This window comes from Shimia sp. SK013, from assembly GCF_001292625.1.
Lineage (GTDB): Bacteria > Pseudomonadota > Alphaproteobacteria > Rhodobacterales > Rhodobacteraceae > Shimia.
The window spans coordinates 523,297-538,601 of record NZ_LAJH01000009.1; the positions used below are offsets into that span (position 1 = coordinate 523,297).

Sequence of the window (15,305 nt, forward strand, 5' to 3'; positions counted from 1 at the left end):
AAACGGGCAGGAAATTGGGGAGTTTCATGGGCAAACTTGTACGAGCGTTGGCGATTCTTTTGATGTTGGGCATTATCGGCCTTGTGGCTTATGCCTATCTGGGGCCGTTCTTTGGGGCTGACTTCTCACCGGCTCAGACCGAGATTAGTGTCCCCGTCGAGCTCAATGGTTCCTGATTTGGTCCGTGATTGTTTTCGCACTGCACTTTGCTGCGTCTGTCTGAGCCTGCCGTTGGCCACCGGCGTCGCTTGGGCACAAGACACGCCGCTCAGTGCAATTGAATGGCTCAATCAGCAACCAACAGTCACGTTGGACATGGGATTGACGCCAACTGAAACGCTGCCCGAATTTGGCGTAACAATACCCGAAATCGCAGTATCCCCTCTGGCGGACAAAACCCTCGATGCAGTGGGGCTGCTGCCGTCCAACGTCACTGGTTTGCCCCGATCCTTGTGGGCCAACTCGTCTGGAAACCGCCTGAGTGACCTGATTGAACAGCAGCGCCCCGAGATGCTGCCCGCCATGCAAGCGCTGCTATATACCTTGCTTTTGGCCGAGGCCGACGCGCCCCGCAACGAAGGCAGAAACAACGATGTGTTGCTGGCCCGCATCGACAAACTGGTGGAAATGGGCGCTTTGGAGCAGGCAGCCGCCCTGATCGAACTGGCTGGCGCAGCAACGCCCGCGTTGTTCAAACGCTGGTTTGATGTGACACTTTTGCTGGGTCACGAAGACGACGCCTGTGACGCTTTGATGAAAACTCCGCATCTGGCCCCCGGCTATCCGGCGCGGATATTTTGCACGGCGCGATCCGGCGATTGGCGCGCCGCCGCGCTGACACTGGACACTGCCAAGGCACTGGGCCTGATTTCCGAAGAAATGGACGCGCTGCTGCTGCGGTTTTTGGACCCCGAACTCTTTGAAGGCGAACCGATGTTGGTGACCGCTGGCCCATCGACCCCGCTAAAGTTCCGCCTTTACGAAGCGATCGGCGAAGGCCAAACCTCTGCCAGTCTGCCGCGTGCTTATGCCCACGCCGATCTGCGCGACACTGCCGGATGGAAGGCACAACTCGAAGCCGCCGAACGCCTCACCCGCACCTCCGCTTTGCATGAAAACCGCCTGCTTGGAATTTACACAGAACGCAAACCCGCAGCGTCCGGCATGATTTGGGATCGCGTTGCCGCGCTTCAGGCGTTTGACGCCGCGCTGACCGCAAACGATGTCAGCGCCGTTGCCGACACCCTGCCCGCTGCGCGGTCCGCCATGCGTCAGGTACGTCTGGAAGTGGCATTTGCCCGACTTTACGGCAGCGAGTTGCTGACTTTGCCACTACAAGGCACCACGGCTCGGCTGGCGCGCGACGTCGCTTTGTTGTCCTCTGATTATGAACGCGCGGCCTTGGCCGGCCCGCGCGATTTCCTCGCGGGCCTCGCACTTGGCAATCCGCCACGTACGCCAACCGACCCCTTGCACCGCGCCATCTCAGACGCTTTCCATGGCGCTGGCGTGCCACAGGAGCTTTCGGCGATGTTGGCGCGCGGCCAGTTGGGCGAGGTTATCCTGTCGGCCATGGCACGCATGGCCGAAGGCGCCGCAGGCGACACCCGCGCCTTAACCGAGGCACTGGCGACCCTTCGTGCTGTTGGCCTTGAGGACACCGCCCGCCGCGCGGCGCTGCAGGTCGCTTTGCTGGACACGCGAGGCTAGACCGCCATGGACAGTTTGCGCTGGATCACCACCTTTCTGGACGCGCAAGCGGCGGAACTCGGCATGGCGCAAAACACGCAGGACGCTTATGCCCGCGACCTGCGTGATTTTTCTGACTGGCTTGGCAGACACAACTGTGACTTTGACACAGCCGGACAGGATCAACTCGAAAGTTATCTCATATATTGCGACGCACAGGGTTTGGCCCAATCGACCCGCGCCCGCAGATTGTCGTCAATCAAGCAGCTATACCGCTTTGCCTTTGAAGAGGGCTGGCGCAGTGATAACCCCGCCATCCGCATCAAAGGGCCCGGTCGCGCCAAACGCCTGCCCAAAACGCTGGATGTGGCCGAGGTTGACCGCCTTTTGGACGCGGCGCGCGTCACGGGCCGTACAAAGACGGACAAACTGCGCAACACATGTTTGATGGAACTGCTTTATGCCACCGGCATGCGCGTGACAGAGCTGGTCAGCCTGCCGGTTTCCGCCGCGCGTGGTGATCCGCGCATGCTGCTTGTGATGGGCAAAGGCGGCAAAGAACGTATGGTGCCCCTGTCACCACCTGCCCGCGCAGCTTTGGCCGCGTGGCTCACTGTCCATGACGAGATTGAGGACACCAACCGCGCCAAAGGCCTGTCCTCTTCTCGGTTTCTGTTTCCATCTCGCGGCAAAACCGGTCATCTGACCCGCCACTGGTTCTATCAGTTGATCAAGGATTTGGCCGTCACCGGTGGCGTCAGCCCAGCCAAAGTCACACCGCACACTCTGCGCCACGCGTTTGCCACACATCTTTTGGCCAATGGCGCCGATTTGCGCTCTATCCAGACGCTTTTGGGACATGCTGATGTGGCCACAACCGAAATCTACACGCACGTGCTGGACGAACGGCTTCGCACTTTGGTGAACGACCATCACCCGTTGGCAAAATCCGGCAAACGCAATTCCGGCGGCAACACATCCTCTGATGGCCAAAAGCCCGTGACCAAAGCCTGATCATAGCCCTGCCGCAACCCAACTTGCTCCATATCTGCAAAGGCCGCTTCGGCGTCATAAACCAAAGGCAAAATGGCCACGCCACGCTCGGACAAAACCGCAAAACGCGTGTCCCGCGTTCCGTCATGCGCTGGCATCCCAATCACGCCGGCATTGATCCACCGCACGCCTGCCACATCGCGCGCAAACGCAACGCCGCTGTGACCCGCCACAACCATATCCACCTTGCCAACCTGCGCCTGCAACGCCGCAACTTCCTCAGAAAACACCGTTTCGGCGGACACTGACCAGATAAAGCGGGCGATGTAAGTGACACCGCCGTGAATCACCGCAACCCGCCGCCCGCAATGGGTAAACACCACGACATCCGGCAGCCCCGCCATCCAGTCGCGGTCTTTTACGCCGATTTCTTTGTCCACATGGGCATACCACCCTGCCGACAACAAATCGCACGCCGTGCCATCCTCAAACCCACAGCCGCAATCCATCGCGCCCGCCGCCAGCTGGCGCTCGCAATTTCCCGCCACCACCGTTATGCCAGCATCCCGCACAAGCGCCACGGTTCGCGCCGGACTTGCGCAATAGGCAACCACATCTCCGGTGCAAATGACGTTTGTGGCCGCGATCCCGCGTGCGGCGGCCGCGTTCAAAGCCGCCCAAGTCGCCTGCTCATTGGAATACGGCCCCCCAAACAGCATTACATCGCCGATAAGTGCGCCCAAGTCTTGTATCTTCATGCCTTGGCCTACCGCGCAACGCGGCCAATTGAAATTCACAATTCCGCCAAGCCGCGCCCTACCTGCCAAAGCTCCAAACGCAAAAAGGCCGGACCCATAGCCCGGCCTTTTGTGTAAATACCGCGCGCGGCTTATTCGTACTTGGCGATGAATTCGGCCTGAGTGCCATCTGCAAGAATGGAATCGATCGCCGCATCCATTTTGGCGATGACGTCACTGTTGGTAGTCTTGGAACACGCCATGAAGAATTCGTTGCGCGACACTTCCATAGCGATTTCGATGCCGCCACCATCAATCGCCACCTGCGCCGCGCTTTCCAGTGCAACCATGTAATCCACACGGCCTGCGCGCAACTTCTTCAGCGTCATTTCCGCGTCTGGTGCAAGATCAATATCGGTCGCGCCCATCCGGTCCATCAGGGCCACGGCAAAATCACCGGTCTGGGTGCCGATCTTTTTGGTCAACGCCGCATCCACCGATGCGATGTCGGCGTTTGAGCCGGTTTGCTGGATCAGATAGATCGCCTCGGAATACATCGGGCCTGCCCAGTTGAAACGCTCTTCACGCTCCGGTGTGCGCGCAGTGGTGAACACACATGTATCTGCGTCTTTCTCGGCCTTGGAAATGGCGCGCGACCATTTGGTCACTTCCATGTCCGCAGTTACGCCGGACCGCGACAACGCTTCTTTGATGATGTCGACGCCGTGGCCGGTCAGTTCACCGTTATCAACAAAATTGTAAGGCGCGTAGTCCTCAGTGAACAGTTTCACGTCCGCAGCCTGGGCAACAGTTGCCGTCGTCAGCGCCAGTGCGCAAATTGTCAAAGTTTTCATGAGTGGATTTCCTGTGTTTATGACTGGCGGATAAGTCGCTGCTAAACCTAAACCAGACGTGAACTTGACCAACAATTCGCGTAAGCATTGGAAAACACACAGGTGTTGGCGGTCTTTTCGCCAACGCAATCGCAAGGGTCCTACTGGTGATTCCCACCGTGTGCGGCATGGCCGGCCGCCTGGAAACCTCATAGGTCAGAAACGAAACATATGGGCATCGGCCATCGCGGCGGCGGGAATTGTCAGGCCAACAAATGCCAGGGCTTTCTCCTTCGGTATCTTTGTTTTTCTGGTTTCCCTGCGCCATTTCCTGCCTGCACTACCAAAGACTTAAATGCGTCCCCCTCTTGCACGACTTACCCCTTGCGCGCATAACCAAACCTGTTGGCCACAAGAGGATACCATGGAGCCCACCGTCACTTTTGACTCTGCTTTTTTCATCACCGCGGGTGTGATTGCCGCGCTGTTGTTGTTGTCGGCGTTCTTTTCCGGCTCTGAAACCGCACTCACCGCCGCCTCACGTGGCAAGCTGCGCACGCAAGCCAACAAAGGGTCGCGTGGGGCCTCACGCGCTTTGGCAATCACCGAAGACAACGAGCGCCTCATCGGCTCTGTGCTGTTGGGCAACAATCTGGTCAACATCCTCGCGACCTCCCTGGCCACCGCGCTTTTCACCCGCGCCTTCGGCGAAAGCGGTGTTGCGCTGGCCACTTTGGTGATGACCCTTCTGGTGCTGATCTTTGCCGAAGTGCTGCCAAAAACCTATGCCATCACGCGCCCCGAAGGCGCAGCCTCCGCCGTGGCTGGCCCCATCGGCCTGATTGTCACGGTCTTTGCCCCGATCGTGTCCGCTGTGCGCTGGCTGGTGCGCCTCGTTCTGCGCATATTCGGCGTGCAGACCGACCCCGACAGCCACATCCTCGCAGTGCGCGAAGAAATCGCTGGCGCGATCCAACTTGGTCACTCCGAAGGCATCGTCGAAAAAGAAGACCGCGACCGTATTCTCGGAGCCCTTGATCTGTCTGACCGCACGGTTGAGGAAATCATGCTGCACCGATCCGGCATCCAGATGATCAATGCCGACGACACTCCGCGCGACATCTTGAACCAATGTCTGGAAAGCAATCACACCCGCCTGCCGGTGTTCAAGGATGATCCGGAAAACATCATTGGTGTGGTGCATGCCAAAGACCTGTTCCGAGCAATCACCGACCGTGTATCAGGGACAGGCGGCGACGCCGAAAGCGCCTTTACGCTCGATATCTCCGAAGTTGCCAAAGAACCCTACTTTGTCCCGGAGACCACGTCACTTGATGACCAGATGCGTCAGTTCCTGCGCCGCCGCAGCCACTTTGCACTTGTGGTCGATGAGTATGGCTCGCTTCAGGGTCTTATCACGCTCGAAGACATCCTCGAGGAAATCGTGGGCGAGATCACCGACGAGTTTGACGAGGACACTGATCATCCGATCCGCAAATCTGACGACGGCCAATTCCTGATCGAAGGTGCCATGACCATCCGCGATCTGAACCGCGCAACGGACTGGAACCTGCCAGACGAAGAGGCCAACACTGTTGCCGGTCTGGTGATACACGAGGCGCAGATGATCCCCACCGTCGGACAGGTCTTCTCCTTCCACGGCTTCCGTTTCGAGGTCATCGACCGCACTGCCAACCGGATCACAGGGCTTAAAATCCGTCCGCTGTAACATCCGCAGTGTAGGCAATAGAGGGAACCCATTGCGCGAGCACTCTTTTGGCGCAGGGCCTATACTAATTTTCCCGCGTCTAGTCTATTGGGCAGCCCTCTTGGACACCCTAAGACTGTAGGCTCCTTTCAGGCCGCCGGATTAAGGCGGCCCCCAAAAGGAGCGCCCAATGTCAGCACGTCCTACGGAAGGGTCCGAGACACGCCAGACCACGCTGCGCCGCGCGGAGGCGCTGGCAGAGCGGGTCACAGCCTCCATGCAAGCTCAAGGTTATCAGGAAATTGAATACGTGTTGACTGAGTGCCACCTCAAAATTGTTGCCAGTGCGCCGGGAACGTCTGCGCGCACTCAGTACTTGATCCTGCCCACTGCCTCGACCACTTTCGGCGGTCATGTCGCTCTGGGTCCCAATCCTAAACTATCAGGCCGCCGTTTTATATTGTAGCGCCTGTTCTGGGGCCCGCGCGTCTGTCTGTTCGCAACAGGCTGTGTAACACCAGCGTAGCGAGCCGCGCATTTTGGCGCTTGCTAAACATCTGCTTCCCTGCGACGCATGTCCGTCAATCCGAGGAAGTTCCGAAATGAACAATGTCAAAGGCAGCTTACTTGTCACCGCTGCAATGCTCGGTTTCGCCACCGCTGATATGTTCATGAAGCAGCTCACCGCGACACTGCATCCTGGTCAGGTTCTTGTGGGTCTCGGGCTTGGCTCAGCAACGATTTTTCTCACCATCATATTGGCGACCCGCACGCCGCTCTTTGCACCGCGACACTGGACCCCGCGTCTTCTGTTACGCTCCGCCACCGAGGCCATTAGCGGCACGATGTTTACCCTCGCGTTGTCTCGTATCGATCTCTCCACCGCTGCGGCCATTTTTCAGGCTATGCCCTTGATTCTCACGCTGCTTGCTGCGTTGTTTCTTGGCGAAACCGTCGGCTGGCGCCGCTGGAGCGCCTTGGGCATCGGCTTTGCAGGTGTGTTGCTGATCATACGACCCGGCCTTGACGGGTTCACCGCCGATGCTCTGCTGGTTCTCGGCGCAGCGTTAGGCATCGCCATCCGAGACATTCTTACCCGCGGCATCGACCAAAACGTGTCGTCCCACGTGGTGGCCTTTCAAGGGTTTCTTGGCTTTTTCATCTCTGGCGCATGTTTGCTGATCTTCTCCGGCTCATCACTGACGCCCGTCGCTGGCACAGACATCGCGCGCTACGCTGGTGCTGCGTTCTTTGGGGCCGCCGCGTATTGGTCCATCGTCACGGCCATGCGGGTTGGCGAAGCCTCCGCTGTCGCACCCTTCCGCTTTACACGTCTGGTGTTTGCCATGGCGCTGGGCGTGATGATCCTTGGCGAGCGTCCCGACTGGGCAACACTGGCCGGCTCCGGCCTCATCGTGCTTGCGGGTCTCTACACGTTTCTGCGGGAACGCGCGCGCGCCCGCGCCGCCACACGATGAGCCATCCTGTCACTGTTAGCCCTAACCTCACCAAAATCGCCCGTTAGCGCTATCAATTTCATTTACTTTTGGTAACCCCCTGCTATGACTGCGCCAACCATTGGCCAGATCAGGGAACCCTCATCATGAGCACCATCATTGACATTTATGCCCGCGAAATTCTCGACAGCCGCGGCAACCCCACCGTCGAAGTCGACGTCACCCTCGAAGACGGCACCATCGGCCGCGCCGCTGTGCCTTCCGGCGCCTCCACAGGCGCACATGAGGCCGTGGAAAAGCGGGACGGAGACGCATCGCGCTACATGGGCAAAGGCGTGCTCGAAGCGGTGAATGCCGTGAACGGCGAGATCGCCGAAGAGCTGGTTGGCATGGACGCCACCGAACAGGTCGCGCTGGATCAGGCGATGATCGAACTGGACGGCACCCCGAACAAAGGCCGCCTTGGCGCGAACGCCATCCTCGGCGTGTCTCTCGCCGCCGCCAAAGCCGCCGCAGATTACACTGCACAACCGTTGTTCCGCTATGTGGGCGGCACCTCGGCCCGTGTTCTGCCCGTGCCAATGATGAACATCATCAACGGAGGCGAGCACGCCGACAACCCAATCGATATTCAGGAATTCATGATCATGCCGGTCAGCGCGGCCAACATCCGCGAAGCCATCCGCATGGGCGCCGAAGTGTTCCACACCCTGAAAAAAGAACTGTCTGCCGCAGGCTACAACACCGGTATCGGTGACGAAGGCGGCTTTGCGCCAGCGCTTGAATCCACCCGCGTCGCGCTGGACTTTGTGAAAACATCGGTCGAAAAAGCCGGCTACAAACTCGGCGAAGACATCTACCTCGCACTCGATTGCGCCTCCTCTGAGTACTACAAAGACGGCAAATACGAGATGGTCGGCGAAGGCAAATCGCTGACGTCTGCGGAAAACGCCCAATATCTCGCAGACCTCTGCGCTGACTATCCGATCATCTCGATCGAGGACGGCATGGACGAAGACGACTGGGAAGGCTGGAAATTGCTGACCGACATGATCGGTGACAAGGTACAGCTGGTGGGTGACGACCTTTTCGTGACCAACCCGACCCGCCTTGCGGATGGTATCGCACAGGGCGTCGCCAACTCCATGCTGGTCAAAGTGAACCAGATCGGCTCGCTGACCGAAACGCTGCAAGCCGTCGATATGGCGCACCGCGCGCGCTACACCAACGTGATGAGCCACCGTTCCGGCGAAACCGAGGACGCCACGATTGCCGACCTCGCCGTTGCCACCAACTGCGGTCAGATCAAAACCGGCTCTCTGTCGCGCTCAGATCGTTTGGCAAAATACAACCAGCTGATCCGCATCGAAGAAGCTTTGGGTGAAACCGCGCTTTATGCAGGCCGTTCGGTTCTCAAGTGATCACATAAAAAGGCCGGGGCTTTCAAAGCCCCGGCCCCTTCATTTCTGTCGAAAAATCCTAGCCCTTGGTGCCCCTCGGCAACGGCTTAAAGGACACCACCAGGCCTTTGCCCGAGAGTGTTGAGCTATAGTTCCGCTTCAATTCCGCTTTCAGTTCCGGCTCAAGCTCTGCCAGTTTTGCTGACACCTCGGCATCCGCGCCAACTCCGCTGCGCCGCGCAAACTCCAGATCGCCCATCGTCACCGACAACACCTGATAGGCCGCGAAACCGAGGCTATCGACGTTCTTGCGCCAACCTTTGCACTTGCTCCGGAAGGCCTGACTGTCAAACAGGTTCTCTGCGTCCACCAGTGAAATCGTTGCCGACTGCACATTGGTCAGCTTGTAGCTATAATATTTCTCAAGGTTCGCGGACAAACCGACATCAACGGCTTTGGTTTTGATACCGCTCAATGCGCCGCCAGCGTCCAGCTCTTTAAGGATATCAAAGTCGGGCAACGTTTTTGTGCTCAGCCCGGCAATTTGGTCCTCAGACAATTCCAGAACGCACAGGTCCTCCAAGTCCGCAGATTGATCGAAATCGCTTCGGGGTTTCTCTCTCACGAAATACAGCGATCCAACTTCGATCCCTGTCCTTGGTGGGTCGAGCTCCCGTCCTCCCGTCGGTTCCGGTTGCGAGCATCCGGCCAATACGATTGCGCTTGTTGCAAATGCGAGTGTGACTTTTCTTATCATGTATCCCCCAAAAAGTGACTTTCTTAAAAACACAACCAAAGAAAACGGAATTGACTCACATAGCAAGCAAAAGTTGAGCCAGGGAACCTGCAAAGAAATCCAGAGACGGCTCCATCATCTAAAAATCTGTCTTGGACACCGGCCAACAGCTGCAGATGACATCACACCGTCGTCCGCTCAAACCATTGCCCACACTAAATCGGGTACCCCACCGGTTCAAAAACCGGCAGCTAAAGGCGCCCGTCGACCCGATCCCATCAAAATGTCAGGGCTGATACGGCAGCGAACTATGATGCAAAACAATGCGCAGAACACCGTCTGCATCTTTCTTGTAGGCAAAGCTCTTATTGGCCTTGGTCACATTGCCGTCTTTGTCGGTAAAAATACCCCACCCCTGCCACATGGCCACATCGCCTTCGATAAAACTTGCAACAGGTTGCAGCTCGACGTTACGCCATCCCAGCAAAGCAAAGCCGCCATCCAGCGGGTAGTCGTCATCGTGGGCCACAAAATAGCTTAGCGCGCCTTTTTTGGTTGGGCGGAACGTCTGGTCGCCGCTGGCCAGTGTGGGTTTGAAGAGAACCGGACCAAAGTCATATCCATAAGCGGCATCAATCACCTCCTCCGCCAGAGGACGCGCAGCGTCGATACCGCCATCGTCGTAAGCTTTGGAAATCGCCACAAGCCCTGCGCCCCAATTCTCGCGGGCCTGGCTCAATTCTGCCTCGGTGATTGTCATGGCGCTATCCCTCTCCTCAGAGCCAAATTTCAAGCTATGTGGACGATCGCTGCCTCCGTTTCAAGAGAAAGAGGACAGTTTGTGTCTGCAACAGACTCACAAATACCGTCGCGACGTCAACCTTGCTGTCCCAATGACAACCGCTAGCGTGCGGCCCATGCAAATGACTTGGCACAATTCCGACCTCTCCGGCGGCACCGCAACAGCTTGGTGCAGCAACACCGACGGCCCGCCGACGGTGTTTCATCATGCAACCGCGCTCGGCCCGCGTTGTTATCGGCCGTTCCTGTCAGAGATCGCGCAAACCCATAATGTGCAAGCTTTGGCGATGCGCCCCCTGTGGCCCAACGCACCGCAGCCAAACCGCAAACGCGGCTGGGATCAATTCGCGGACGACATGATCGCATGGATTGAGGCCACACAGGATGCACCGGTGCTTGCTGTCGGCCACTCTATCGGCGCCGCGACCACCGCCATGGCCGCCGTGAAACGCCCTGACTTGTTCAAAGGTCTGGTGCTGATCGAACCTTCCGGCGTGACAAGGCGCATTCATCTGATGCTGCGACTGGTCCCCTACCGTATGCGCCAGACCACCGGCCCCGCCGCCGAAGTGCTGCGCGGCCCTACGCACTGGTCAAATCAAGAAGCCGCCTATGCCGACTATCGCGCCTCCCGCGCCTACCGCCGGTTTGACGATGCAACTCTGCGCAACTTGGTCACGGCACTGACCGTTCCAGATCGCACCAAGGACGGCGTATCGCTGGAATATCCGCGCGAATGGGAGGCCCATCTTTACGCCACCCCACCACACATCCTGCCAACGCTCAAGAGCATCACGGTTCCGACCCAGATCATCACCGGCAAACCATCGTTGTTCATGGACCCCGCCATTGCCAACGCGCTACAGACCGCGCGCCCTGACATGAGCTATACGCAATTGCCCGACTTCGGCCACCTGCTGCCGCTTGAGGCCCCTGCCATAGTGGGACAAGCCACGCGCGACGCGCTTGACAAATTGACCTGAGAAACCACTTGCCCATAGGCGTCGCATTTGCCCCAATGGGTCAAACACTCAGGACGCCGCTATGACCGCAGACCAAATCATCGCCCAACTCAACCTCGCCCCGCATCCGGAGGGAGGTCACTATCGCCAGACATGGATTGCCGACGCTCCCGATGGCACCCGCCCCGCTGGCACCGCGATCTATTTCCTGCTCAAAGCTGGCGAGGCTTCGCACTGGCACCGCGTCGATGCCACCGAAATTTGGCATTTCTACGCGGGCGCTCCGCTGATCCTGTCGCTTTCTGAAACCGACGCAGGCCCCGCCAAAGACCACACGCTTGGCCCTGATCTGACCATCGGCCAACTTCCACAGCTGATTGTGCCGGAAAACCACTGGCAGGCTGCACGCACCACCGGCGATTGGACCCTCGTCGGCTGCACGGTCTCGCCCGCGTTTCAATTTGACGGCTTCACGCTTGCGGCTCCCGGTTTCGACATCCCGCGATGACCGCGCCGTTGGACCACAAACAAGCGCTGGCACAGCTTGCGCCGGACCACCGCGCCACATTGCAATTCCGCTCCGATGCCAAAGGCCTGCGCCATCTTTCGCTCTACCTCGGCGCATTGCTTTGCTGTGCGCTGTGGGTTGGTCTGCGCCTTCCCTATTGGGCACTTGTACTGCTCCCTCTCGGCATACTCTGGGCGTTTTTGTTCACCCTCAGTCATGAATGCACGCACGACACACCTTTTGCCACACGCTGGCTCAACCGCCTGATCGGCCATGCCTGCGCCCTGCCTTTGCTGCTGCCATTCACATGGTTTCGCGCCTTTCATATGGCACATCACAAATTCACCAATGACCCGGAAAACGACCCCGAACTCGCTGACGGTCCGCGCCCTGACACGTGGCGCGCCTACATCATTTATCTGTCTGGATGGGGCTATTGGCGCGGAATGGCCATGGGTCTGGTGAAAAACGCTTTCGGCCCGCTAAATGCAGCGTACGTGCCTCAGCGCCAGCACATCAAGATCCGCTCTGAGGCCCGCGTTTTACTCGCGCTCTACGCACTCGTATTGCTCAGCTTGCTTGTCTCTCCGCTAATCTTTTGGGTTTGGATCCTGCCCAGCCTCATCGGCCAGCCTTTCCTGCGCGCCTATCTGCTTGCAGAACACGGCCATTGCCCGCCGGTGGCCAATATGCTGGAAAACTCCCGCACTACTTTTACCAACCGGATGGTGCAGTTTCTGGCGTGGAACATGCCGTATCATGCGGAACACCACGCCTTCCCAAACGTGCCGTTCCATCAACTGCCAAACCTGCATCGGGCGCTCAAGCCACATCTGCAAAACACGTCAGACGGCTACAGCGATTTCCACCGCAAGTATCGCTCCGATCTCCGCTAAGGCCGACACTTCACCCTTCCGGCTCGCTCACCGTACCACCACCAACCAACGCCATGACGCCGGTTGTCGCCGAACAACTCGTCGGCAGCCCCCGCGCCACACGCACCGCTAAATAGGCAAATGCCTGCGCCTCCAGCATGTCTCCGTCCAGCCCGACGTCCTCAACCGGCACCACCGGACAATCCAATGACACCTGCAACATCTCCATCAAAACCGGGTTATGTCGCCCGCCGCCAGTCACCAACACGCGGCTCGGCGGTGTCGGACAATGCGCCATCCCCTGTGCCACACTGGCTGCGCACATCGCCGTCATCGTGGCCGCCGCATCCTCATCTGACAACTCACGCACCAAACCCATCATCTCCGGAAAGTCATTTCGATCCAAAGACTTCGGAGGCATTCTTGAAAAATAGGCCTCTTGCAAAAACAGCTCCAAGGCACCGGTCGCAACCGTACCCGCGGCCGCCACTTTGCCGCCTTCGTCAAAACTCAACCCCCGCCGCGCACGCAACAGATCGTTGATCGGCGCATTGGCTGGCCCCGTGTCAAACGCCAACAATGCCCCCTCGTCTACCGCCGCCGCCATTCGCGGATCGACCCACGTCAGGTTGCCCACCCCACCAAGGTTCAAAAACGCCACTGGCTCGGTCGCTCCAAACCATTTGGCGCAGGCAAAATGGAAAAACGGCGCCAATGGCGCGCCTTCACCCCCAAGTTCAACATCGGCCGTGCGGAAATCCCAGACCACCGGCACGCCAAGCGCCTCCGCCACCGCCTGCCCGTCGCCAACCTGACAGGTGCCGCGCCCGCGCGGCTCATGCGCCAAGGTCTGGCCATGAAACCCCACCAGATCCACGTCCTCAAATCCACCAAGTGCCTCAACGTGGGCGGTCTCTACAACATTGGCCGCAGCCTCCGCTTCAGGTCCCGACCACTGGCCCAATGCGGCCTCCAAAACCTGCTGCTCTGCGCGTGAGTATGCGCGATAGCGGCTGGCGCCAAAGCCATGAATATCAACGCCGTCGGTCTGCACAATCGCGGCATCCACCCCGTCAAGGGATGTGCCCGACATCGCCCCCAACGCCCGCAGCCCGTTTTCGCCGCCTCTGGCCTTCATCATGGCCTTTTCCTTCTGCTCATCCCCGCTTATACACAGGTCCAATGACAATACGGGATCGACACCATGACCTACCAGCCCAAATCGGAATTTCTGACCGTGATGCTCGAGCGCGGCTTTGTGGCCGATTGCACGGACTACGAAGCGCTTGATAACGCGCTTCTGAACGGTGTGGTGCCTGGCTATATCGGCTTTGACGCCACGGCCAAATCGCTGCATGTCGGCTCGCTGATTCAAATCATGATGCTGCGCTGGTTGCAGAAAACCGGCCACAAACCGATCACTCTTATGGGCGGCGGCACCACCAAAGTGGGCGATCCGTCCTTTCGCGCCGACGAACGCCCCCTGCTGACCGACGCGCAAATCGACGACAACATTGCGGGCATCAAACAAGTCTTTGCCAAATACCTCGACTACGGTGACGGCGGGTCCGACGCGCTGATGCTCAACAACGCCGAATGGCTGGACGATCTGAATTACCTGACCTTCCTGCGCGACATCGGGCGGCACTTCTCCGTGAACCGCATGCTCAGCTTTGAAAGCGTGAAATCGCGCATCGACCGCGAGCAATCTCTGTCGTTCCTCGAATTCAACTACATGATCCTGCAGGCCTACGATTTCCTTGAATTGAACCGCCGCTACGGCTGTATGGTGCAATTTGGCGGCTCCGATCAGTGGGGCAATATCGTCAACGGCATCGACTTGACCCGTCGCGTCGATGACGGCCAGGTCTTTGGCCTAACCTCGCACCTGCTGACCACATCTGACGGCAAAAAAATGGGCAAAACGGCGGACGGCGCGATCTGGCTGAACGCGGAAATGCGTTCTACCTATGAGTTCTGGCAGTTCTGGCGCAACACCACCGACGCTGACGTGGGCCGCTTCCTCAAACTTTACACCGAAATGCCGGTCGATGAATGCAACCGCCTCGGTGCGTTGGAAGGCAGCGAAATCAACGCCGCCAAAATCATTCTCGCCAATGCAATTACAACGCTGTGCCACGGTGCCGACGCGGCTGCCGCAGCCGAAGCCACCGCCCGCGAAGTCTTTGAAAAAGGCGGCATTGGCGACGATCTGCCCACAGTGACCCTGACCGCCGCCGACCTTGGCGATGGCATCTCCATCGTGCAGCTGATCGTGAAAACCGGTCTTGCCAAATCCGGCAAGGACGCCAAACGCCTGATTAAGGAAAACGGCGCCAAGCTCGATGATGCGCCGCTGACGGATGCTGGCCTGATGATTGACGGCGCCGCCTTGGCTTCGCCGATCAAGCTCAGCGCCGGCAAAAAACGCCATGCGTTGGTGCAGCTCGGCCAGTAAGCGCCAATAACACCCCAACATCACAAGGCTCGCCCAATTGGCGGGCCTTTTTTGCATTTTCCTCTTGCTCAAAATATCCCGGGGGAGTCGCAGCGCGCTGCGACGGGGGCTGGCCCCCGTATCCCCCCTAGACACACACCTCCGCTTC

General features: G+C 58.7%; 16 protein-coding genes. 11 read left to right on the forward strand and 5 right to left on the reverse strand.

Annotated features, from left to right (window positions below; all coding sequences use genetic code 11):
* The first annotated feature begins 26 nt into the window (after positions 1–26).
* From SHIM_RS20335 to SHIM_RS05050, 3 genes are read left to right on the forward strand one after another with little or no spacing between them, the layout of a single operon-like run.
* A complete protein-coding gene (locus SHIM_RS20335; RefSeq protein WP_193749859.1) occupies positions 27–176 on the forward strand; it encodes a hypothetical protein in 150 nt (49 codons plus the stop codon).
* Entirely contained in the window at positions 166–1,710 is a 1,545-nt protein-coding gene (locus SHIM_RS05045; protein ID WP_241488794.1) for a hypothetical protein, read from the forward strand. The genes SHIM_RS20335 and SHIM_RS05045 overlap by 11 nt, the downstream gene beginning before the upstream one ends.
* Positions 1,711–1,716: 6 nt before the next feature.
* Entirely contained in the window at positions 1,717–2,703 is a 987-nt protein-coding gene (locus SHIM_RS05050) for a site-specific tyrosine recombinase XerD (RefSeq protein ID WP_054001501.1), read from the forward strand.
* On the opposite strand, the gene SHIM_RS05055 is transcribed toward SHIM_RS05050, so the two are convergent.
* Positions 2,622–3,440 carry a metallophosphoesterase family protein gene (locus tag SHIM_RS05055; protein WP_054001502.1) on the reverse strand — a complete coding sequence of 273 codons (819 nt, stop codon included), beginning with the start codon at positions 3,438–3,440 and terminating at the stop codon, positions 2,622–2,624. The genes SHIM_RS05050 and SHIM_RS05055 overlap by 82 nt on opposite strands.
* 131 nt (positions 3,441–3,571) lie before the next feature.
* Positions 3,572–4,273, reverse strand: coding sequence for a substrate-binding periplasmic protein (locus SHIM_RS05060; RefSeq protein ID WP_054001503.1), 702 nt, complete (start codon positions 4,271–4,273; stop codon positions 3,572–3,574).
* Between the two features lie 403 nt (positions 4,274–4,676).
* On the opposite strand from SHIM_RS05060, the gene SHIM_RS05065 reads away from it, so the two are divergent.
* The 4 genes from SHIM_RS05065 (at position 4,677) to eno (ending at position 8,838) form a co-directional block, all read left to right on the forward strand.
* Positions 4,677–5,981: an HlyC/CorC family transporter gene (locus SHIM_RS05065; protein WP_054001504.1), complete on the forward strand. Its 1,305-nt coding sequence runs from the start codon at positions 4,677–4,679 to the stop codon at positions 5,979–5,981.
* A gap of 169 nt (positions 5,982–6,150) precedes the next feature.
* Positions 6,151–6,426 carry a hypothetical protein gene (locus tag SHIM_RS20110; protein ID WP_152926451.1) on the forward strand — a complete coding sequence of 92 codons (276 nt, stop codon included), beginning with the start codon at positions 6,151–6,153 and terminating at the stop codon, positions 6,424–6,426.
* A 136-nt stretch (positions 6,427–6,562) separates the two neighbouring features.
* Positions 6,563–7,438 (forward strand): DMT family transporter, encoded by an 876-nt coding sequence (locus SHIM_RS05070; protein ID WP_054001505.1) that lies wholly within the window; start codon positions 6,563–6,565, stop codon positions 7,436–7,438.
* Between the two features lie 125 nt (positions 7,439–7,563).
* Complete coding sequence (gene eno, locus SHIM_RS05075) at positions 7,564–8,838, forward strand: phosphopyruvate hydratase (protein WP_054001506.1); 1,275 nt, start codon at positions 7,564–7,566, stop codon at positions 8,836–8,838.
* Between the two features lie 58 nt (positions 8,839–8,896).
* Here the strand turns inward: eno and SHIM_RS05080 are convergent, their stop codons facing one another.
* Positions 8,897–9,574: a hypothetical protein gene (locus SHIM_RS05080; RefSeq protein ID WP_152926452.1), complete on the reverse strand. Its 678-nt coding sequence runs from the start codon at positions 9,572–9,574 to the stop codon at positions 8,897–8,899.
* A 265-nt stretch (positions 9,575–9,839) separates the two neighbouring features.
* Positions 9,840–10,313, reverse strand: coding sequence for a phosphoribosyl-AMP cyclohydrolase (locus SHIM_RS05085; RefSeq protein WP_054001508.1), 474 nt, complete (start codon positions 10,311–10,313; stop codon positions 9,840–9,842).
* A gap of 157 nt (positions 10,314–10,470) precedes the next feature.
* Between SHIM_RS05085 and SHIM_RS05090 the strand changes: the two genes are divergently transcribed.
* From SHIM_RS05090 to SHIM_RS05100, 3 genes are all read left to right on the forward strand, one after another.
* Positions 10,471–11,337 (forward strand): alpha/beta fold hydrolase, encoded by an 867-nt coding sequence (locus tag SHIM_RS05090; protein ID WP_054001509.1) that lies wholly within the window; start codon positions 10,471–10,473, stop codon positions 11,335–11,337.
* A 61-nt stretch (positions 11,338–11,398) separates the two neighbouring features.
* Positions 11,399–11,824, forward strand: a complete 426-nt coding sequence (locus SHIM_RS05095; protein WP_054001510.1) for a cupin domain-containing protein — start codon at positions 11,399–11,401, stop codon at positions 11,822–11,824.
* Positions 11,821–12,720, forward strand: a complete 900-nt coding sequence (locus SHIM_RS05100; RefSeq protein ID WP_152926454.1) for a fatty acid desaturase — start codon at positions 11,821–11,823, stop codon at positions 12,718–12,720. Before SHIM_RS05095 ends, SHIM_RS05100 begins: the two co-directional genes overlap by 4 nt.
* A 10-nt stretch (positions 12,721–12,730) precedes the next feature.
* Here the strand turns inward: SHIM_RS05100 and SHIM_RS05105 are convergent, their stop codons facing one another.
* Positions 12,731–13,840, reverse strand: a complete 1,110-nt coding sequence (locus SHIM_RS05105) for an anhydro-N-acetylmuramic acid kinase (protein ID WP_054001992.1) — start codon at positions 13,838–13,840, stop codon at positions 12,731–12,733.
* A 63-nt stretch (positions 13,841–13,903) separates the two neighbouring features.
* On the opposite strand from SHIM_RS05105, the gene tyrS reads away from it, so the two are divergent.
* A complete protein-coding gene (gene tyrS / locus SHIM_RS05110; RefSeq protein WP_054001511.1) occupies positions 13,904–15,157 on the forward strand; it encodes a tyrosine--tRNA ligase in 1,254 nt (417 codons plus the stop codon).
* The last annotated feature ends 148 nt before the right edge of the window (positions 15,158–15,305 follow it).